The sequence below is a fragment of the Nocardioides pacificus genome (assembly GCF_054775955.1).
In genome coordinates this window covers 474183-493227 of sequence record NZ_BAAHCI010000011.1, presented here as the reverse complement: position 1 = coordinate 493227, position 19045 = coordinate 474183, and the positions used below count along the sequence as shown (strand labels likewise).

Annotated in this window: 17 protein-coding genes; 1 reads left to right on the top strand and 16 read right to left on the bottom strand. The window is 71.6% G+C overall.

The window, feature by feature from the left end; translation table 11 throughout:
* Window positions 1–125: 125 nt before the first annotated feature.
* The 8 genes from ACYU7L_RS15960 to trpC form a co-directional block, all read right to left on the bottom strand.
* Entirely contained in the window at window positions 126–1592 is a 1467-nt protein-coding gene (locus ACYU7L_RS15960) for a glutamate synthase subunit beta (RefSeq protein WP_460798551.1), read from the bottom strand.
* A complete protein-coding gene (gene gltB, locus ACYU7L_RS15955) occupies window positions 1585–6117 on the bottom strand; it encodes a glutamate synthase large subunit (protein WP_460798549.1) in 4533 nt (1510 codons plus the stop codon). Before gltB ends, ACYU7L_RS15960 begins: the two co-directional genes overlap by 8 nt.
* A 189-nt stretch (window positions 6118–6306) precedes the next feature.
* Entirely contained in the window at window positions 6307–7026 is a 720-nt protein-coding gene (locus ACYU7L_RS15950; RefSeq protein ID WP_460798548.1) for a VIT1/CCC1 transporter family protein, read from the bottom strand.
* 9 nt (window positions 7027–7035) lie between these two features.
* Window positions 7036–7914, bottom strand: coding sequence for a prolipoprotein diacylglyceryl transferase (lgt, locus tag ACYU7L_RS15945; protein ID WP_460798545.1), 879 nt, complete (start codon window positions 7912–7914; stop codon window positions 7036–7038).
* Between the two features lie 14 nt (window positions 7915–7928).
* Complete coding sequence (locus ACYU7L_RS15940) at window positions 7929–8582, bottom strand: SCO family protein (RefSeq protein WP_460798543.1); 654 nt, start codon at window positions 8580–8582, stop codon at window positions 7929–7931.
* Complete coding sequence (gene trpA, locus ACYU7L_RS15935; RefSeq protein ID WP_460798540.1) at window positions 8575–9372, bottom strand: tryptophan synthase subunit alpha; 798 nt, start codon at window positions 9370–9372, stop codon at window positions 8575–8577. The genes ACYU7L_RS15940 and trpA overlap by 8 nt, the downstream gene beginning before the upstream one ends.
* Window positions 9369–10655, bottom strand: a complete 1287-nt coding sequence (trpB, locus tag ACYU7L_RS15930; RefSeq protein WP_460798538.1) for a tryptophan synthase subunit beta — start codon at window positions 10653–10655, stop codon at window positions 9369–9371. The genes trpA and trpB overlap by 4 nt, the downstream gene beginning before the upstream one ends.
* The gene (gene trpC, locus ACYU7L_RS15925) at window positions 10652–11479 is read right to left on the bottom strand and encodes an indole-3-glycerol phosphate synthase TrpC (RefSeq protein WP_460798536.1); all 828 of its coding nucleotides are present in this window, start codon (window positions 11477–11479) and stop codon (window positions 10652–10654) included. Before trpC ends, trpB begins: the two co-directional genes overlap by 4 nt.
* A 172-nt stretch (window positions 11480–11651) precedes the next feature.
* Between trpC and ACYU7L_RS15920 the strand changes: the two genes are divergently transcribed.
* On the top strand, window positions 11652–11996 hold the full coding sequence (locus tag ACYU7L_RS15920) for a DUF4190 domain-containing protein (RefSeq protein ID WP_460798533.1): 345 nt from the start codon (window positions 11652–11654) through the stop codon (window positions 11994–11996).
* A gap of 52 nt (window positions 11997–12048) precedes the next feature.
* Here the strand turns inward: ACYU7L_RS15920 and ACYU7L_RS15915 are convergent, their stop codons facing one another.
* The 8 genes from ACYU7L_RS15915 to priA form a co-directional block, all read right to left on the bottom strand.
* Window positions 12049–12516, bottom strand: a complete 468-nt coding sequence (locus ACYU7L_RS15915) for a DUF2752 domain-containing protein (protein WP_460798531.1) — start codon at window positions 12514–12516, stop codon at window positions 12049–12051.
* A gap of 7 nt (window positions 12517–12523) precedes the next feature.
* Window positions 12524–12724: an HGxxPAAW family protein gene (locus ACYU7L_RS15910; protein ID WP_460798528.1), complete on the bottom strand. Its 201-nt coding sequence runs from the start codon at window positions 12722–12724 to the stop codon at window positions 12524–12526.
* A 72-nt stretch (window positions 12725–12796) separates the two neighbouring features.
* Window positions 12797–13399, bottom strand: coding sequence for a Trp biosynthesis-associated membrane protein (locus ACYU7L_RS15905; RefSeq protein WP_460798525.1), 603 nt, complete (start codon window positions 13397–13399; stop codon window positions 12797–12799).
* Window positions 13399–13746 carry a phosphoribosyl-AMP cyclohydrolase gene (gene hisI, locus ACYU7L_RS15900; RefSeq protein ID WP_460798523.1) on the bottom strand — a complete coding sequence of 116 codons (348 nt, stop codon included), beginning with the start codon at window positions 13744–13746 and terminating at the stop codon, window positions 13399–13401. The genes ACYU7L_RS15905 and hisI overlap by 1 nt, the downstream gene beginning before the upstream one ends.
* Window positions 13743–15578: an ABC transporter ATP-binding protein gene (locus tag ACYU7L_RS15895; protein WP_460798521.1), complete on the bottom strand. Its 1836-nt coding sequence runs from the start codon at window positions 15576–15578 to the stop codon at window positions 13743–13745. The genes hisI and ACYU7L_RS15895 overlap by 4 nt, the downstream gene beginning before the upstream one ends.
* On the bottom strand, window positions 15575–17359 hold the full coding sequence (locus ACYU7L_RS15890) for an ABC transporter ATP-binding protein (protein WP_460798518.1): 1785 nt from the start codon (window positions 17357–17359) through the stop codon (window positions 15575–15577). Before ACYU7L_RS15890 ends, ACYU7L_RS15895 begins: the two co-directional genes overlap by 4 nt.
* 128 nt (window positions 17360–17487) lie before the next feature.
* The gene (gene hisF / locus ACYU7L_RS15885) at window positions 17488–18249 is read right to left on the bottom strand and encodes an imidazole glycerol phosphate synthase subunit HisF (RefSeq protein WP_460798515.1); all 762 of its coding nucleotides are present in this window, start codon (window positions 18247–18249) and stop codon (window positions 17488–17490) included.
* Window positions 18246–18986, bottom strand: a complete 741-nt coding sequence (gene priA, locus ACYU7L_RS15880; RefSeq protein ID WP_460798511.1) for a bifunctional 1-(5-phosphoribosyl)-5-((5-phosphoribosylamino)methylideneamino)imidazole-4-carboxamide isomerase/phosphoribosylanthranilate isomerase PriA — start codon at window positions 18984–18986, stop codon at window positions 18246–18248. The genes hisF and priA overlap by 4 nt, the downstream gene beginning before the upstream one ends.
* Window positions 18987–19045: the final 59 nt, after the last annotated feature.

The window sequence follows — 19045 nt, the reverse complement described above, 5'->3', positions numbered from 1 at the left end:
CCTTACTGTTCGGTATCCGTAGCAATCGGCGTCCCGAGCCCGGTCCGCCGAGCCCAGCCCCCTGTGCGACGCACAACGGCCCCGCCACCCTCAGCGGGGGTGGCGGGGCCGTTCGCAGTCGACGCTCAGACGACCAGCGGACGCTCCGTGGGCGAGATCGGCACCGGCAGGGCGGTCGTCCCTGTGAGGTAGGAGTCGACCGCGGCCGCGGCAGCACGCCCCTCGGCGATGGCCCACACGATCAGCGACTGGCCGCGTCCGGCGTCACCGGCGACGAACACGCCGTCGACCGACGACTTGTAGTCCTTGTCGCGCTGGACGTTGCCCCGCTCGTCGAGCTCCACGCCGAGCTGCTCGATGAGTCCCGGCTTCTCGGGACCGGTGAAGCCCATCGCGAAGAGCACCAGATCGGCGGGGATCTCGCGCTCGGTGCCCTCGAGCTCCACCAGCTTGCCGCCCTCGAACCGGACGTCGACCAGGCGCAGCGCCCGGACGTTGCCGTCCTCATCGCCGAGGAACTCCTGGGTGGACACGGCGTAGACCCGCTCGCCGCCCTCCTCGTGGGCCGAGGAGACCCGGAAGAGCATCGGGTAGGTCGGCCACGGCTGGCCGGCGGGCCGGGACTCGTCGGGCTGCGGCATGATCTCGAGCTGCGTGACACTCGCCGCACCCTGGCGGGTCGAGGTGCCGAGGCAGTCCGCCCCGGTGTCGCCACCGCCGATGATCACGACGTGCTTGTCGGTGGCCAGGATCTGGCCCTCGACCTCCTCGCCGAGCGCGACCCGGTTGGCCTGCGGCAGGAACTCCATCGCCTGGTGGATGCCGGCGAGCTCGCGGCCGGGGACGGACAGGTCCCGCGGCACGGTGGAGCCGACGGCCAGCACGACGGCGTCGTAGCGCCCGCGCAGCTGGTCACCGGTGATCTGCTCGCCGACGTCGACGCCGGCGCGGAAGACCGTGCCCTCGCGACGCATCTGCTCCAGGCGCCGGTCGACGTGCTGCTTCTCCATCTTGAACTCGGGGATGCCGTAGCGCAGCAGGCCACCGAGCTTGTCGGCCCGCTCGTAGACGGCCACCGTGTGGCCGGCCCGGGTGAGCTGCTGGGCAGCGGCGAGGCCCGCGGGGCCCGAGCCGATGACCGCGACGGTGCGACCCGAGAGCCACTCCGGCGGCTGGGGCCGGACGTAGCCCGACTCCCACGCGCGGTCGGCGATCGCGACCTCGACGTTCTTGATCGTGACCGGGTCCTGGTTGATGCCCAGGACGCAGGCGGTCTCGCAGGGCGCCGGGCAGAGACGGCCCGTGAACTCCGGGAAGTTGTTCGTCGCGTGCAGCCGCTCGATGGCCCCCTCCCAGTCGTCGCGCCAGACCAGGTCGTTCCACTCGGGGATCAGGTTGCCCAGCGGGCAGCCCTGGTGACAGAACGGGATGCCACAGTCCATGCAGCGGCTGGCCTGGGTGTTGATGATCGGGAGCAGCGCCCGGCCGATCCCGCCCGGGTAGACCTCGTTCCAGTCCTGCACGCGCTCCGGGACGGGGCGACGCTCGGCGGCCTCGCGGCCGTGCTTCAAGAAACCCTTCGGGTCAGCCATGGAGAGCCTCCATCATCGCGGCCGCGGTGTCGCTCTCGCTCAGCCCGGCCGCCTCGGCGGCGACCTTGGCTTCGAGCACCTTGCGGTAGTCGGTGGGCATGATCTCGGTGAAGCGGTCCAGGGCGGCCGGCCAGTCGGCCAGCAGCTCCTCGGCCACGGTCGAGCCGGTCTCCTCGAGATGACGGCGGACCAGATGCTCGAGATCGAGCGCCGCCTGTCCCTCGACGGGGCCCATCTCGACCAGTTCGGTGTTGACGCGGTGCGCCTTGAGGTCCAGGACCCAGGCGACGCCACCGGACATGCCGGCGCCGAAGTTGCGGCCGGTCTTGCCCAGCACGACCACCCGGCCCCCGGTCATGTACTCGCAGGCGTGGTCGCCCACGCCCTCGGTCACGGCGTGGACGCCCGAGTTGCGGACGGCGAAGCGCTCGCCGACCCCGCCGCGCAGGTAGATCTCCCCGGACGTGGCGCCGTAGGCGATGGTGTTGCCCGCGATGATCTGCTCGTGCGGCGTGAACGTCGCCGCCCGGTCGGGACGGACCACGATCCGACCCCCCGAGAGGCCCTTGCCGACGTAGTCGTTGGCGTCGCCCTCGAGGCGCAGCGTGACCCCCGGCGGGACGAACGCGCCGAACGACTGCCCCGCCGAGCCCGTGAACGTGAGGTCGATGGTGCCGTCGGGCAGGCCGGCTGCGCGGTAGCGCTTGGTGACCTCGTGACCGAGGATCGTGCCGACCGTGCGGTTGACGTTGCGGATCGCGAGCTGCGCACGCACCGGCTCCCCGCTCTCGAGCGCGGGCGCGCAGATCCGCACCAGCTCGTTGTCGAGGGCCTTGTCGAGCGCGTGGTACTGCTCGGTGGTGTTGCGCAGCGAGGCGCCCTCCGGCAGCTCGGGCATGTGCAGGATCGGCGTGAGGTCGAGGCCCTCGGCCTTCCAGTGGTGCACCGCCTTGCGCGTGTCCAGGGCCTCGACGTGGCCGATGGCCTCGTCCAGGGTCCGGAAACCGAGCTGGGCGAGCAGCTCGCGCACCTCCTCGGCGATGTACTCGAAGAAGTTCACGACGAACTCGGGACGCCCGGTGAACCGCTCGCGCAGGACCGGGTTCTGCGTCGCGACGCCCACGGGGCAGGTGTCGAGGTGGCAGACCCGCATCATGATGCAGCCCGAGACCACCAGCGGAGCGGTGGCGAAGCCGAACTCCTCCGCCCCCAGCAGCGCGGCGACGAGCACGTCGCGGCCCGTCTTGAGCTGGCCGTCGGCCTGGACCACGATCCGGTCGCGCAGGCCGTTGAGGAGCAGCGTCTGCTGCGCCTCGGCGAGGCCGAGCTCCCAGGGACCGCCGGCGTGCTTGAGCGACGTCAGCGGGGACGCACCGGTGCCGCCGTCGTGCCCGGAGATCAGCACCACGTCGGCGTGCGCCTTGGAGACACCCGCCGCGACCGTGCCGACGCCGACCTCGGAGACCAGCTTCACGTGGATGCGGGCCGCAGGGTTGGCGTTCTTGAGGTCGTGGATCAGCTGCGCCAGGTCCTCGATCGAGTAGATGTCGTGGTGCGGGGGCGGCGAGATGAGGCCCACGCCGGGCGTGGAGTGCCGGGTCTTGGCCACCCAGGGGTAGACCTTGTGACCGGGCAGCTGGCCGCCCTCGCCGGGCTTGGCGCCCTGCGCCATCTTGATCTGGATGTCGTCGGCGTTGGTGAGGTACTCCGCCGTGACGCCGAACCGGCCAGACGCGACCTGCTTGATGGAGCTGCGACGCTCGGGATCGTAGAGACGCTCGGCGTCCTCGCCGCCCTCACCGGTGTTGGACTTGCCGCCCAGCCGGTTCATGGCGATCGCCAGCGTCTCGTGGGCCTCCATGCTGATGGAGCCGTAGGACATCGCACCGGTCGAGAAGCGCTTGACGATCTCCGAGACCGGCTCGACCTCGTCGATCGACAGGGCCGTGCGCCCCAGTGCCTCGGCGTCCTTGAGCTCGAAGAGACCGCGCAGCGTCATCAGCCGCTCGGACTGCTCGTCGACGCGCGAGGTGTACTGCTTGAACACGTCGTAGCGCCCGTTGCGGGTCGCGTGCTGCAGGCGGAAGACCGTCTCGGGGTCGAACAGGTGCGGCTCGCCGTCGCGGCGCCACTGGTACTCGCCGCCCGTCGCCAGCTCGCGGTGGGCCGGGGCGATGCCGCCGCGGGGGTACGCCGTGGCGTGACGCAGCGCGACCTCCTCGGCGATCGTGTCGAGCTCGATCCCGCCGAGCTTGGACGTCGTCCCGGTGAAGTACTTGTCGACGACCGACTGCGAGAGCCCGACCGCCTCGAAGATCTGGGCACCGGTGTAGGAGGCCACCGTGGAGACGCCCATCTTGGACATCACCTTCAAGACGCCCTTGCCGAGCGCCTTGACGAGGTTCTTGACGGCCTGCTCGGGCTCGGCCTTGACGTAGTGCCCCTCGCGCGCGAGGTCCTCGACGGACTCCATGGCGAGGTAGGGGTTGACCGCTGCCGCGCCGTAGCCGACGAGGAGGGCCACGTGGTGGACCTCGCGGACGTCCCCGGCCTCGATGAGGAGCCCGACCTGGGTGCGGGTCTTCTCACGCACCAGGTGGTGGTGCACTGCGCCGGTCAGCAGCAGCGACGGGATCGGGGCCAGCTCGGCGGTGGAGTGCCGGTCCGAGAGCACGATGATGCGCGCACCGTCGGCGATCGCGGCCGAGACCTCCTGGCAGATCTCGTCGATACGACGCGCCAGCGCCGCTCCCCCGCCCTCGACCTCGTAGAGGCCGCGCGACACGTGGGTGACGAAGCCCGGCATGTCACCGTCACGGTTGATGTGACGGATCTTGGCCAGGTCGTCGTTGTCGATGACCGGGAACGGCAGCACGACCTGCCGGCACGAGGCCGGCGTGGGCTCGAGCAGGTTGGCCTCGGGACCGATCGAGCCGTTGAGTGAGGTGACGAGCTCCTCGCGGATCGCGTCCAGCGGGGGGTTCGTGACCTGGGCGAACAGCTGGCTGAAGTAGTCGAAGAGCATCCGCGGCTTGTCCGAGAGCGCGGCGATGGGCGTGTCGGTGCCCATCGAGCCGATCGGCTCTCCCCCGCTGTTGGCCATCGGGGTGAGCAGGACCCGCAGCTCCTCGGTCGTGTAGCCGAAGACCTGCTGGCGGCGGGTCACCGAGGCATGGGTGTGCACGATGTGCTCGCGCTGCGGCACGTCGTCCAGGTGGATCATCCCGGCGTGCAGCCACTCGTCGTACGGGTGCTCGGCGGCGAGCTCGGACTTGATCTCCTCGTCCTCGATGATGCGGTGCTCCTCGGTGTCGACGAGGAACATCCGGCCCGGCTGGAGCCGGCCCTTGCGCACGATCGTGGCGGGGTCGATGTCGAGCACGCCGACCTCGGAGGCCAGCACGACCAGACCGTCGTCGGTGACCCAGTAGCGCGAGGGGCGCAGGCCGTTGCGGTCGAGGACCGCTCCGATCTGGGAGCCGTCGGTGAACACGACGCACGCGGGTCCGTCCCAGGGCTCCATCACCGTGGAGTGGAACTGGTAGAAGGCCCGGCGCTTCTCATCCATCTCGGTGTGGTTCTCCCACGCCTCGGGGATCATCATCAGCACCGAGTGCGGCAGCGACCGGCCGCCGAGGTGGAGCACCTCGAGGACCTCGTCGAACGACGCGGAGTCGGAGGCGCCCGTCGTGCAGATCGGGAAGAGCCGCTCCAGGTCGCCCGGGATGACGTCGGAGGCCAGGAGCGCCTCACGCGCCCGCATCCAGTTGCGGTTGCCCATCACGGTGTTGATCTCGCCGTTGTGGGCGATGAACCGGAACGGGTGCGCCAGCGGCCAGCTCGGGAAGGTGTTGGTCGAGAAGCGCGAGTGCACGACCGCGACAGCCGAGGCGACCCGCTCGTCGAGAAGGTCGGGGAAGAACTCGTCGAGCTGCTCGGTGGTGAGCATGCCCTTGTAGGCGATGGTCCGCGAGGACAGCGACGGGAAGTAGACGTCGGTCTCGCGCTCGGCCCGCTTGCGCAGGCAGAAGGCCAGGCGCTCCAGGGCCATGCCGGTCACCCGGCCGCCCGCGCCGGCCACGAAGAGCTGGCTGAACGACGGCATGACGCCGCGCGCCAGGGTGCCGACGTTGGAGGCGTCGATCGGGACCTCTCGCCAGCCGAGGACCGCGAGGCCCTCCTCGGCCGCGATCTCCTCGATCCGGGTCTTGGTCTTGGCGATGTTCTCGTCGTCCCCGGGCAGGAAGGCCGTGCCCACGGCGTAGGCCTGCGAGGTCGGCAGCTCGAAGTCGACCACCTCACGCAGGAACGCGTCCGGGACCTGGAGCAGGATGCCTGCACCGTCCCCGGAGTTCTGCTCCGCGCCGGCAGCGCCGCGGTGGTCGAGGTTGCGCAGGGCCGTGAGGGCCTTGGCGACGATGTCGTGACTGGCAACGCCGGTCAGGGTCGCGACGAAGGCCACACCACACGCGTCGTGCTCGTGGCGGGGATCGTAGAGGCCCTGGGGCGCCGGGAATGCGTGCATGATGAGCATTCTCCCGTCGTCTTCTGCGTCTGCGGGTCCCGGGTGGCTCGAGGCCGACCGGGGCCGGAGACGGGATGGCAGTGCATGGGATCGAGCAGGGGACGACATTGGCCCAAGCAGAGAGAGGTTATCACCCGATGGCCCTCGCACCGATGTCGCAGATCACACATCCGCGTGGTGGCCGCCGGCTCACACCTGGGTGCCGACCGCTGCTCCGACGAAGTACGTCGCGGCGAAGGCGGCTCCGCCCAGGGCGACCTGGCGCAGCCCGCCGAACCACCACGCCCGGCTGGTCATCCGGGTGACCACCGCCCCGCAGACGAAGAGAGCCAGCAGGGTGAGCACCAGCGACGCCAGCAGGCCACCCGCACCCACCAGGAAGGGCAGCAGGGGCACCATCGCCCCCACCGAGAAGGCGAGGAACGACGAGCCGGCCGCGAGCATCGGCGACGCCAGGTCGTCGGGGTCCACGCCCAGTTCCTCGTGCGCGTGGGCCGACACGGCGGCGTCCACGTCGCGGTGGATCTCACGGGCGACCTGGGTGGCGAGCTCCGGGCTCACCCCGCGCGCGACGTAGGTCCTGGCCAGCTCGGCGATCTCGGCCTCGGGGTTCTCCAGGATCTCCGCGCGCTCCTTGTCCACCTCGCGCTCGGCCGCCTCCGACTGGGAGGCCACGGAGGCGTACTCGCCTGCGGCCATCGAGAAGGCCCCGGCCGCCAGCCCGGCCAGACCGGCGAGGACCACGGCCGCGGAGCTGTCGGACCCGGCGGTGCCGCCCGCCACGCCGGCGATGAGGGCGGAGTTCGAGACCAGGCCGTCCATCATCCCGAACACGGCCGGGCGCAGCCACCCGCCGTTGACGTCGGGGTGCTCGTGGCCGATGTCGTCGAGGACACGGTCTGCGCTCATGGGTGGAGCCTACTCAGCCCGCTCGGTCACCGTCTGCGCGTTGCGCGCGTCGGTGTAGACGCTGTCCTCGCGCTCGGGGTGCCGGCGCGAGGCCCACCAGAAGTAGCCGGCCGCGAGCAGGAACAGCACGATCGAGGTCCACACGTTCAGCCGCAGTCCGAGGACGTCCTGCATCTGCACGTCGTCGATGCGCAGCATCTCGATCCAGCCACGGCCCAGCGTGTAGGTCATCACGTAGAGCGCCACCACGCGCCCGTGGCCCAGCCGCAGGCGGCGGTCCAGCCAGATGACCACGGCGAACGCCGCGAGGTTCCAGAGGAACTCGTAGAGGAACGTGGGGTGGAAGGTCGCCTGCTCGAGGTACTCCATCGGCCGGTGCGCCACGTCGATCTCGACGCCCCACGGCAGATCGGTCGGCTTGCCGTAGAGCTCCTGGTTGAACCAGTTGCCCCACCGGCCGATCGCCTGCGCCACCAGGACGCCGGGCGCGAGCGCGTCGAGCACCGGCAGCAGCCGGATGCCCTTGAGCCGGGCGCCGATCATCACGCCGACGGCGCCGAGCGCGATCGCGCCCCAGATCCCGAGCCCGCCCTTCCAGATGTAGAGCGCGGTGACCGGGTTCTCGCCCTCGCCGAAGTAGAGCCTCCAGTCCGTGACGACGTGGTAGAGCCGGCCCCCGACGAGGCCGAACGGCACCGCCCAGACGGCGAGGTCGGTGATCTCGCCGGACGTCCCGCCGCGGGCCGCCCAGCGGCGCTCGCCGATCCAGACGGCGGCGATCACGCCCAGGATGATGGCCAGGGCATAGCCGCGCAGCGGCAGCGGGCCGAGGTACCAGATCGACTCCGAGGGGCTCGGGATGGACCAGAGGGAGACGGGCAGCGTCACAGGTAGGGGTCTCCTCAGCTCGCGAGCATCTGGGTGATGTCCTCGGCGAACTGCTCCGAGGTGGTGTCCTGGCTCCAGAACACCGGGGCCACGTCCTCCTCGGTCACCGCGAAGACCTGGGTGCCGTGAGTGATGTCGTAGCCACCGGACGGCAGCTTCTCGCCCTGCTCCACGGCGACGTGCATGCCGGCCGCGACGTCGAGGATCGTGTCGAGCTCGCCGGTCAGGCCGACGATCCCGTCTCCGAAGTTGTCGAGGTAGCGCCGCAGCGTCTCCTCGTCGTCACGAGCCGGGTCGGTCGTCACGAAGACCACGTCGACCTGGTCGCGCTGCGCGTCGTCGAGCCGGGTCAGCGCCGAGGAGATCGAGGCCATCACCATCTGGCAGATATCGGGACAGCTCGTGTAGCCGAAGAAGACCAGCGTGAGCGGCTTCTCGGTGTCCGCCACCAGGGAGTACGGCGCTTCGTCGGTGTCGCGCAGCTCGTCGGCGGGGACGACGTAGGGGTCGTCGAGCACGGTGCCGTGCATGCCGTCCGAGTCCTCGCCCCCGGCCACCCGGGCGACCTGGTCGTCGGGGGTGCCGACCGAGCACGCCGCCAGGCCCAGCCCGAGAGCGGCGCTCAGCACTGCGGCGGCCAGCCCACGTCCGCGTCGGCGCTCAGCCACGTCGTACTCCCGCCGCGAGGTCCTCGGTGAGGGCGCCGAGGGCCTTGAGCCCGGCAGCGCGGTCGTGCGGGTGGTCGAGCAGCGTCCGGACGAAGGCCGAGCCGACGATGACGCCGTCGGCGTAGCCGGCCACCTCGGCCGCCTGGTCGCCGGTGGAGACGCCGAGGCCCACGCCGATCGGCAGGTCGGTGGTCGCACGGGTCCGGGCCACCAGCGGACCGGCCAGGTCGCTGGTCGTGGCCCGTGCTCCGGTCACCCCCATCACGGCCGTCGCGTAGACGAAGCCGCGGCAGGCCGCGGTGGTCATCGCGATCCGCGCGTCGGTCGACGACGGCGCGACCAGGAAGATCTTGTCGAGGTCGTGGGCGTCGGCGGCGGCGATCCACTCGGCTCCGCTGTCGGGCGTCAGGTCGGGGGTGATCAGCCCCGCTCCCCCGGCGGCCGCGAGGTCGGCGGCGAACCGCTCGACGCCGTACCGCTCGACGGGGTTCCAGTAGGTCATCACGACGGTCGGCACGCCGGTCGCCGCCACCGCCTCCACGGTGCGCAGCACGTCGCTGGTGCGGATGCCGCCCTCGAGCGCCTGCTGGGCGGCCGCCTGGATCGTGGGGCCGTCCATCACCGGGTCGCTGTAGGGAAGACCGATCTCGACCACGTCGACCCCCGCGTCGACCATCGCCTTGATCGCGTCGATCGAGCCCGGCACGTCGGGGAAGCCGGCCGGCAGGTAGCCGACCAGCGCGGCCCGGCCCTCCGCGCGGGTCACGTCGAAGGCACGCTTGACGCTCATCGCGCCGCCTCCTCGTCGTCCTGGGCCCGCGGGTCGGTGTCCGGGTCGCCGGCCGGTGCTGCCGTCACGCGGTCGGGGTCGCCGAGGCCGAACCACTCGATGGCGGTCTCCATGTCCTTGTCGCCGCGACCGGACAGGTTGATCAGCACGAGCGCCTCGGGCCCCTTCTCGGCCGCCAGCTCCTCGGCGACGCGCAGCGCGCCGGCGATGGCGTGGGCGGACTCGACGGCCGGGATGATCCCCTCGGTGCGGCTCAGCAGCGCCAGCGCGTCCATCGCCTCGGCGTCGGTGACGGGGAGGTACGTCGCGCGGCCGGTCGCCGCGAGGTGGGCGTGCTGGGGCCCGACCCCGGGATAGTCGAGGCCGGCCGAGATCGAGTGGGACTCGACGGTCTGGCCGTCCTCGTCCTGCAGCACGTAGGTCCGCGCACCGTGGAGCACACCGCTCTCGCCGGCGCCGATGGTCGCGGCGTGGCGGCCGCTGGCGATGCCCTCGCCCCCGGCCTCGAAGCCGTAGAGGGCGACATCCGCGTCGTCGAGGAACGCGGCGAACAGGCCGATCGCGTTGGAGCCCCCACCCACGCACGCCGCGGCCACGTCCGGCAGCCGGCCGTAGCGGTCCAGACACTGCTGACGCGCCTCGTCGCCGATGCCGCGGGTGAAGTCGCGGACCATGCTCGGGAAGGGGTGCGGACCAGCGGCGGTGCCGAAGAGGTAGGCGGTGTGGTCGACGCTGGCGACCCAGTCGCGCAGCGCCTCGTTGATGGCGTCCTTCAGCGTCGCGCTGCCCGACTCGACCGGGACGACCTTGGCGCCCAGCAGGTGCATGCGGGCGACGTTCAGCGCCTGGCGACGGGTGTCGACCGCGCCCATGTAGACGGTGCAGTCGAGGCCGAAGTAGGCGGCGGCCGTCGCGCTGGCCACGCCGTGCTGGCCGGCGCCGGTCTCGGCGATCACGCGGGTCTTGCCCATCCGCTTGGTGAGCAGCGCCTGGCCCATCACGTTGCGGATCTTGTGGGCGCCGGTGTGGTTGAGGTCCTCGCGCTTGAGCAGGACCCGGCAGCCGACCTTCTCCGAGAGGCGCGTCGCCTCGTAGAGCGGGCTCGGGATGCCGGCGTACTCGCGCAGGATCGTCTCGAAGTCGTCGACGAAGCCGGGATCGGCCATCGCCTCCTCCCACGCCTGCGTCAGCTCGTCGAGCGCTGCCACCAGCGCCTCGGGCATGAACCGGCCACCGAAGTCGCCGAAGAAGCCGCGCTCGTCGGCTCCGTGGTCCACCGTCATCGCTCCTGTGCTCCTGCCTGTGTGTGCCCCGACTGTTGGTGCTCCGGGTGGATCCCGGACATCGCGCGGACCGCGCGCTCGGGGTCGCCGTCCCGGACCAGTGCCTCGCCCACGAGGACGGCGCGCGCCCCCTCTGCCACGAACCGGGCGACGTCGGTGGGGCCGAAGATCCCAGACTCCGCGACCTTGACCCGGTCGTCCGGGATCAACGGGGCGAGCCGGCCGAAGACGTCTGCATCGATGGCCAGCGTCTTGAGGTTGCGGGCGTTGACGCCGATCAGCTCGGCTCCCAGGGCCACGGCGCGCTCGGTCTCGGCCTCGTCGTGCACCTCCACCAGCGGGGTCAGCCCCAGCTCGCGCGCCTCGTCGTACAGACGGCGCAGCTCGGCGTCGTCGAGGGCCGCCACGATCAGCAGGGCCAGGTCGGCGCCGGCCGCCCGTGCCTCGACGAGCTGATAGCTGGTGACGATGAAGTCCTTGCGCAGCACCGGCGTCTCGACCGCGGCGCGGACCGCCCGCAGGTCGGCCAGGCTGCCGCCGAAGCGGCGCTCCTCGGTGAGCACGCTGATCGCCGCCGCACCACCGCGGGCGTACGCCGAGGCGAGCACTGCCGGGTCGGGGATGTCGGCGAGGGCCCCCTTGCTGGGGCTGGCGCGCTTGACCTCCGCGATGACGCTCGAGCCCGCCGCGCGGAAGGCGGGCATCGGGTCACGAGGCGGATCGACGTCTGCCAGAGCCGCGCGCAGGTCGGCCAGGCTCACCTCCGCCTCGCGGCGGGCGAGATCGAGCCTCGCTCCGGCAACGATGTCGGCGAGCACGGACATGGGACCTCCGGGTCAGGATCTGGGGATGCCCAAGCCTCTCACGGCACCCCAGGAAGTCAGGTCCCGCGTCCTGGGCGTGGAAGCGTGCACACCACGGGCGCGTCGGTAGTTTGAGGGCCGCCCGCGTGGATAGGTTCCCTCGCGACGTATCAACCGACGAGCAGGGGACCACATGAGCTACAACGCACCGCCGCCTCCGTCCGGCTACGGGCAGCAGTCCTACGGGGGCGGCCAGCCGCAGGGCGACCACCCCAAGGCCCAGCTGTCGATGATCCTCGGGATCGTCGGACTCGTGTGCTGCGCCCCGGTGGGCATCGCGGCCTACATCATCGGCAACAAGACCCTCAAGGAGATCGAGGCGTCCGGCGGCACGATGGGCGGCGCCGGAATGGCGAAGGCAGGCAAGATCTGTGGACTGATCGCGATCGTCCTGACGGTGCTGAGCCTGCTCGCCTTCATCCTGCTGTTCGCTACGGGTGCGGCCGTGTTCGAGACCGAGACCAGCACCAACTACTGACCGGCACGATGCAGCCTGCGGGGCCCGGACCACGGTCCGGGCCTCGCGCGCGTCAGGAGGCGAGCCACTCCAGGCCTGGCAGGTTGCGCAGGAGCGCGAACACCAGCAAGGCGACCATCACGACCACGCCGATGCGCAGCCGGGTCTGCGATCCGACCAGCCGGTCGGTGGTGCCGCGCCACTGTTGGCGCGCCCAGCCCGCCCAGAGAGCGACCAGCAACGGTGCGCACACGACGAGCACCAGGTTGCTCGACGCCGCCGCGACCAGGTCGAGGTCGGTCAGCGCGTGGACTGCCCGCAGCGCGCCGCACCCCGGGCAGTCCAGCCCGGTGCCCCAGGAGAAGGGGCACACGCCCCAGCTGCCCTGCTGATTGGGGTCACGCAGGTGCAGCGCGAAGGTGAGCGCACCCACCACGGCGGCGGTCGCGACGGGCGCGACCATCCGGCGCGAGCGCCGGGGCAGCGGGGGCTCCGTCCGGAGGTTGCCCCCCGGCTCAGGACGCACGCCCGCGGTGGTCATCGTGGGCTCAGTGCCCCGAGTCGTGCAGACCCATCTTCACCATCACGGCGAAGACGAGAAGGGAGCCCAGACCGAGGCCGATGCCGACCCAGAGCAGGGGCAGGCTGACCGGGTCGAGCATGAGCGCGATGCTGCCGACCAGGAATCCCAGGAATGCCACCGTCACACCGGTCCAGGCCGCGGGGGTGTTGCCGTGGTTGTCAGCCATCTGCTGAATGCTCCTCGTCAGGTCGGGCGGATGCGTCGGGCGGATCCGTCGGAGCACAGTCTAGGGCCCGACTCAGTCCGTCGGGTCCTGCCCCTCGTCCATGGCCTTCCACAGGTCCAGGCTGGAGCGCTCCTGCGGCGGAGCCAGCGCCGGCTCGGCTTGTGACGCGCCCCGCGATGAACCGGGGGCGTCGTAGCGGCTGCCCATCTCGGGCCAGCCTCCGAGCCATCGCAGGGCGAGCAGGGTCGCGAGCGTCGAGAGGACGGCCGCGACCGCAGCGGCGGCGTACCAGCCGGTGAAGGAGACGTCGACCTGCGTGATGCCGACCTCGGCATAGCTCTTCCTCAGCGAGTCCGGGACCTGCCACCACCCGGCGACGACGGTCGCCAGGACACCGACGGAGGCCAACAGGGCGATCACCGCCACCACGCGGCGGGTCCGACGCCGGGTCACGAGGAGCACGCCCCAGGCCGCCAGCACGACGAGGCTCAGCGCAGAGGCCAGGGGCATCTGCCCGCCCTCCTGCAACAGCCCGGTGCCCACCATGCCCGCACGCTGGCTGTCGGTGACCTCGGCCCAGGTCTTGCCCGAGGCGACGGCCGCCAGCGTGCCGGTCGCGAGTCCGAGGAGGACGACGGGGCCGAACGTCCTGCGGGAGGGCGAGGCCTCGCCCATCAGGCGTCCTGGACCAGCACGACGGCGTCGAAGCAGGTGCGGTCGCCGGTGTGGCAGGCCGCGCCCTCCTGGTCGACCTTGACCAGGACCGTGTCGCCGTCGCAGTCGAGACGCACGTCCTTGACCCACTGCCGGTGCCCGGAGGTCTCGCCCTTGACCCAGTACTCCCGGCGGCTGCGGCTCCAGTAGGTCGCTCGGCCGGTGGTGAGGGTGCGGGCCAGGGCCTCCTCGTCCATCCACCCCAGCATCAGCACCTCACTGGTGTCGTGCTGCTGGACCACGGCCGGCAGGAGGCCCTCCGCGTTGAGCTTGAGGCGGGCGGCGATGGCAGGGTCGAGAGTGGTCACGACTCCATCTTCCCCTGTTGGGCGACCCACGACGAGTGCAGGCCCGCATAGACGCCCTCCTGCCTGACGAGGTCCTGGTGCGGACCGCGCTGGACCACCTGTCCGCGGTCGACGACGATGACCTCGTCGGCCTTCTCCGCGGTCGAGAGCCGGTGGGCGATGGTGACCGAGGTCCGCCCACTCATCAGCCGCTCGAGGGCTCGCCCGATGCGCATCTCGAGCGACGGGTCAACCGCGCTGGTCGCCTCGTCGAGCACGAGCAGATCGGGGTCGGCGAGGTGGGCGCGCAACAGCGCGACGAGCTGGCGCTCGCCGGCCGACAGCGACTCGCCGCGCTGCCCGACGCGGGTGTCGAGACCTCGCGGCAGCCCGGCCACCCAGTCCGCGAGGCCGAGCTCCTGGGCGGAGGCGAGGATCTCGGCCTCTGTCGCGTTGAGCTTGCCGTAGCGCACGTTGGCCGTGATCGTGTCGTCGAAGAGGAACCCCTCCTGCGGCACCAGCACGACGCTGCGCCGCAGGGAGACCTGGGCGATGTCGCGCACGTCGATGCCGTCGAGCAGCACGGCCCCCTCTGACGGGTCCATCAGCCGGGTGAGGAGCTTCGCGAACGTGGACTTGCCCGAGCCGGTCTCCCCCACGATCGCCACCCGAGTGCCCGCCGCGAGGTCGAGGGTCACGTCACGCAGCACCGGAGGGCCGCCGGGGTAGGCGAAGCTGACCCGGTCGAAGGCCACGTCGATGGGGCCGTCGGGGAGCGTGTGGCCGCCCGCGCCCGGGTCGACCAGATCGGCCGGCGTGTCCAGGATCCCGATCACGCGGCGCCAGCCCGCGATGGCGCTCTGGGCGTCGGTGAGGATCTGGGTGCCCATCTGCACCGGCCCCACGAACAGCGTCACGATGAACGCGAAGGCCAGCACCTCTCCCGCGGTGATGTCCCCGGCGAAGCCCAGCCAGACGCCCACGATGAGCACCCCGGCGTTGGCCAGCCCCGCCGACACCCCGCCCAGGGAGAAGGAGAACGCCGTGAACCCCTGGGCCTTGGTGCTGGCGGCCTGGTGGCGGGCGATGGCCTCGTCGATCCGGGCCTGGGTGCGTCCCTCCACGGCGTACGCGCGGACCACCGCCGCGCCGACGACGGGCTCGGAGATCGCGGACAGCAGCGCGCCGACCTGGCGGCGGACGACCCCGTAGGCGTCGGACAGCTTGCGCTGGAAGAACCGCAACGAGAGGAACAGCGGAGCGAAGCAGATCCAGACGACCAGCGCCAGCTGCCAGCTGTAGGCGATCATCACCGCAGTCGCCACCAGCACCTGACCGACGCTGACGATGAACAGGATGCCGCCGAAGACCAGGAACTGGCTGACCTGGTCGACGTCGCTGGTCACCCGGGAGACCAGGGCCCCGCGGCGCTCGGTGTTCTGGGTGAGCAGCGGCAGGTCGTGGACGTGGCGGAACGCCTTGGTGCGCAGCGTGGCCAGGCCCCGCTCAGCGCTGGCATAGAGCCGCGCCGTCATCGCGAACGTCGCCAGACCGGTCACGATCACCGCCAGACCGGCCAGCAGGCCCATCCGCACGGTGAAGTCGACGTCAGGGCCGCCGGGGCCGTTGATCCCCTTGTCGAGGGTCTGCTGGACCGCGATCGGCACCACCACCTGACCCAGGGTGGACAGCAGCGCCAGCAGCATGGTGCCGACGATGCCCTCCTTGAGCTCCGGGGAGTGGTGGATGCCACGTCGCAGCGTGGCCATCATCGAGATGTCCTCGCCGGTCTCCATGCGGGTGCCGGAGACGCCTGCGGCGCGGACCTGCTGCGGGTCTGTCGTGGTGCTCATCGCTGCTCCCCCTCGAGCTCGTGCTCATAGGCGTTCACGAGTCGTGAGTACGACGCGCTCCGGGCCAGGAGCTCGGCATGGCTGCCCCGGTCTGCGACGCGGCCGTCCTCCAGGTGGACGACCTCGTCGGCGAGGGCGATGGTCGCCTTGCGGTAGGCGACGACGACCAGCGTCGTGCCCTGGCCCGAACTGCGCAGGGCTTCGAGGATGCGTGCCTCCACCTCGGGGTCGACCGCCGACGTGGCGTCGTCGAGGATCAGCAGCCGCGGCCGGCGGACCAGGGCCCGGGCCAGGGAGATCCGCTGGCGCTGCCCGCCCGAGAGAGACGTGCCCCGCTCCCCCAATTGGGCGTCGAGCCCACCGGGCAGCGCGGCGACGAAGCCGTCGGCCTGTGCGGCGCGCAGGGCCGACCAGATCTCGTCGTCGGTGACGTCCGCGCCCAGGGCGATGTTGCCGCGCACGGTGTCGTCGAAGAGGAAGGCGGTCTGGGCCACGACCGAGACGACGTCGGCGAGCCGGCCGGGGGCGAGCTCGCGCACGTCCTCCCCGTCGATGAGGATCCGGCCGCCGTCGGGGTCGACCAGTCGGGTGAGCAGGGTGGTGATGGTGCTCTTGCCCGACGCGGTGGCGCCGACGATCGCGACCGTGCGGCCGGGCTCGACCGAGAAGTCCACGTCGCGCAGCAGCGGCTCGTCGGGGGCGTAGGAGTAGGCCAGGTGCTCGACGTCCAGGCGCGCGCCTGCGCCCTCGCCGTGCGGCACCGCACGCTCGCCGTACTGCATCTCGCCGGTGGCCTCCAGCACCGAGGTGACCCGGCGGAAGCCCACCACGCTGCGCGGGAACTCGCCGAGCAGCCAGCCGATCGAGCGGATCGGGAAGGAGACGATCGTGAGCAGGTAGGCCACGGTGACGACCGCGCCGGGGTCGGTCTGGCCGGCGAGCACCCGCGACACTCCGACCGAGAGCACCACCAGGACACCGATGTTGGGCAGCGCGGCCAGCGCCGGGTCGAAGGCGGCCCGGATGCGTCCGGCCTTGATGATCACGTCACGCAGCTCGAGGGCGACGGCGCCGAAGCGCTCGGTCTCCTCGCCCTCGCGACCCAGGGTCTTGACGACCAGAGCCCCGTCGAAGGACTCGTGGGCGATCTCGCTGAGCTCGGCGCGCAGCGCCTGGGCCCGGGTCATCAGCGGAGAGGCGAAGCGCTGGTAGGCCAGGTTGGCGACGATCACGGCCGGGAAGACCAGCAGCCCGACGAGCGCGAGGACGAGGTCCGCGAGCAGCATCTGGGCGACGGCGATCACCATCATCGCCACGGTGCCCACGGCCATCGGCAGGGGGGCGATCGGGCCCCAGGCCGCCTCGACGTCGGCGTTGGCGTTGGAGAGCAGCTGGCCGGTGGGGTGACGCTGGTGCCACTCCATGGGCAGGGTCAGGTACTGACGGGTGACCGCGCGACGGTAGTGCGCCTGCATGCGGTACTGCATGATGCCCGCCCCGAGGCGGCGAGCGACGATGCCCACGGCCCGCAGGATCGCGACGCCGAGGAAGAGCGCCAGCACCGTCCACAGCAGTCCGTCGCCGATCTCGCCGTTCTCGAAGGCCGGCAGCACCACGTTGTCGGTGGACCATCCGAGCACCCAGGCGTCGGCCACGGTCAGCGCGCCGAACAGCACGCTGCCCAGCGTCGAGAGCGTGAAGATCCAGGGCTCGCGCTTGATCGCCACCCCGAGGACCGCGAAGCCCTCACGCATGGTCGACCCGCGGTCGGTCCTCGTCACCTGTGTGCCACCTGCTCCCACTCGCTGCCTCGCAGCGGTGCCCGGACGGGCGCGGCTGCTTGGGTCCAACCCGACCCGCCGGTCAGGCTATTCCCGACCACCGACAGCGCAGCCGTCGAGACCGGCTCTCAGCGCACCGGGTGGCCTGCCGCGGCCAGGGTCTGCTTGACGTCGCCCACCCGCAGCGTGCCGAAGTGGAAGACGGTGGCGGCCAGCACCGCGTCGGCACCCGCTTCGACGGCGGGCGGGAAGTGCTCCAACGCGCCGGCCCCTCCCGAGGCGATCACCGGGATGCTCACCTCACGGCGTACGGCGCGGATCAGCTCGAGGTCGAACCCGTCCTGGGTCCCGTCGGCGTCCATCGCGTTGAGCAGGATCTCGCCCGCGCCCAGCTCGGCCGCACGCACCGCCCACGCGATGGCGTCGAGCCCGGCCGACTGACGTCCGCCGTGCGTGGTCACCTCGAAGCCGGAGTCGGTGCCGGCGGCGCGGCGCGCGTCGACGGAGAGCACCAGCACCTGGTTGCCGAACCGGTCGGCGATCTCGGCGACCAGCTCGGGGCGACGGAGGGCCGCGGTGTTGACCGCGATCTTGTCCGCTCCCGCGCGCAGCAGCCGGTCCACGTCGGCGACCGACGAGACCCCACCTCCGACCGTGAGCGGGATGAACACCTCCTCGGCCGTGCGCGAGACGATCTCCATCGTCGTCGCGCGGCCCTCGTGGGAGGCGGAGATGTCGAGGAAGGTGAGCTCGTCGGCGCCCTCGGCGTCATAGGTGCGCGCCAGCTCGACCGGGTCGCCGGCGTCGCGGAGCTCCTGGAAGTTGATCCCCTTGACGACGCGACCGGCGTCGACGTCCAGGCACGGGATCACCCGGACGGCGAGGCTCATGCGCCGGCCTTGGGGAGGGTCAGCGCGAGGGCGTCCTCGAGGGTGAAGCGGCCCTCGTAGAGCGCGGTGCCGATGATCGCGCCCTCGACGCCCTCGCCGACAAGGCCCTGCAGCGCCTCGAGGTCGGCGAGCTCGGTGACGCCGCCCGAGGCGACGACGGGGCGGTCGGTGGCCGCGCACACGTCGCGCAGCAGGTCGAGGTTGGGGCCCTGGAGCATCCCGTCCTTGTTGACGTCGGTGACGACGTAGCGCGCGCAACCCTCGGAGTCGAGGCGGGACAGCACCTCGTAGAGGTCGCCGCCCTCGCGGGTCCAGCCGCGGGCAGCCAGCGTGCGGCCACGCACGTCGAGACCCACGGCCACCCGGTCGCCGTACGTCGCGATCGCGCGGGCGCACCACTCGGGGTGCTCCAGCGCGGCGGTGCCGATGTTGACGCGGCGGCAGCCGGTGGCCATCGCGGCCTCCAGCGACTCGTCGTCGCGGATGCCGCCGCTCATCTCCACCTTGATGTCCAGGGCCCCGACGATCCGGGCCTGGAGCTCACGGTTCTCACCGCGGCCGAAGGCGGCGTCGAGGTCGACGAGGTGCAGCCACTCGGCGCCAGCCTCCTGCCAGCGCAGGGCCGCCTCGACGGGGTCGCCGAAGCGCTTCTCGGAGCCGGCGACGCCCTGGACCAGCTGGACGGCCTGGCCCCCGGCGATGTCGACGGCGGGAAGGAGCTCGAGGTAGGACGACATGACTGCCTTTCGCGGGGGCAGAGCGCGAGCTTCTGCCGGGTCAGCGTGATTTTCTGCCG

Bases quoted from the DNA above. Each gene is read 5' to 3' on its own strand.
- gltB (WP_460798549.1), bottom strand. From the start codon at position 6,117: ATGCACGCATTCCCGGCGCCCCAGGGCCTCTACGATCCCCGCCACGAG.
- ACYU7L_RS15905 (WP_460798525.1), bottom strand. From the start codon at position 13,399: ATGGGCGAGGCCTCGCCCTCCCGCAGGACGTTCGGCCCCGTCGTCCTC.
- ACYU7L_RS15920 (WP_460798533.1), top strand. From the start codon at position 11,652: ATGAGCTACAACGCACCGCCGCCTCCGTCCGGCTACGGGCAGCAGTCC.
- ACYU7L_RS15960 (WP_460798551.1), bottom strand. From the start codon at position 1,592: ATGGCTGACCCGAAGGGTTTCTTGAAGCACGGCCGCGAGGCCGCCGAG.
- ACYU7L_RS15915 (WP_460798531.1), bottom strand. From the start codon at position 12,516: ATGACCACCGCGGGCGTGCGTCCTGAGCCGGGGGGCAACCTCCGGACG.
- trpA (WP_460798540.1), bottom strand. From the start codon at position 9,372: ATGAGCGTCAAGCGTGCCTTCGACGTGACCCGCGCGGAGGGCCGGGCC.
- trpC (WP_460798536.1), bottom strand. From the start codon at position 11,479: ATGTCCGTGCTCGCCGACATCGTTGCCGGAGCGAGGCTCGATCTCGCC.
- ACYU7L_RS15895 (WP_460798521.1), bottom strand. From the start codon at position 15,578: ATGAGCACCACGACAGACCCGCAGCAGGTCCGCGCCGCAGGCGTCTCC.
- priA (WP_460798511.1), bottom strand. From the start codon at position 18,986: ATGTCGTCCTACCTCGAGCTCCTTCCCGCCGTCGACATCGCCGGGGGC.
- hisF (WP_460798515.1), bottom strand. From the start codon at position 18,249: ATGAGCCTCGCCGTCCGGGTGATCCCGTGCCTGGACGTCGACGCCGGT.
- trpB (WP_460798538.1), bottom strand. From the start codon at position 10,655: ATGACGGTGGACCACGGAGCCGACGAGCGCGGCTTCTTCGGCGACTTC.
- ACYU7L_RS15910 (WP_460798528.1), bottom strand. From the start codon at position 12,724: ATGGCTGACAACCACGGCAACACCCCCGCGGCCTGGACCGGTGTGACG.
- ACYU7L_RS15950 (WP_460798548.1), bottom strand. From the start codon at position 7,026: ATGAGCGCAGACCGTGTCCTCGACGACATCGGCCACGAGCACCCCGAC.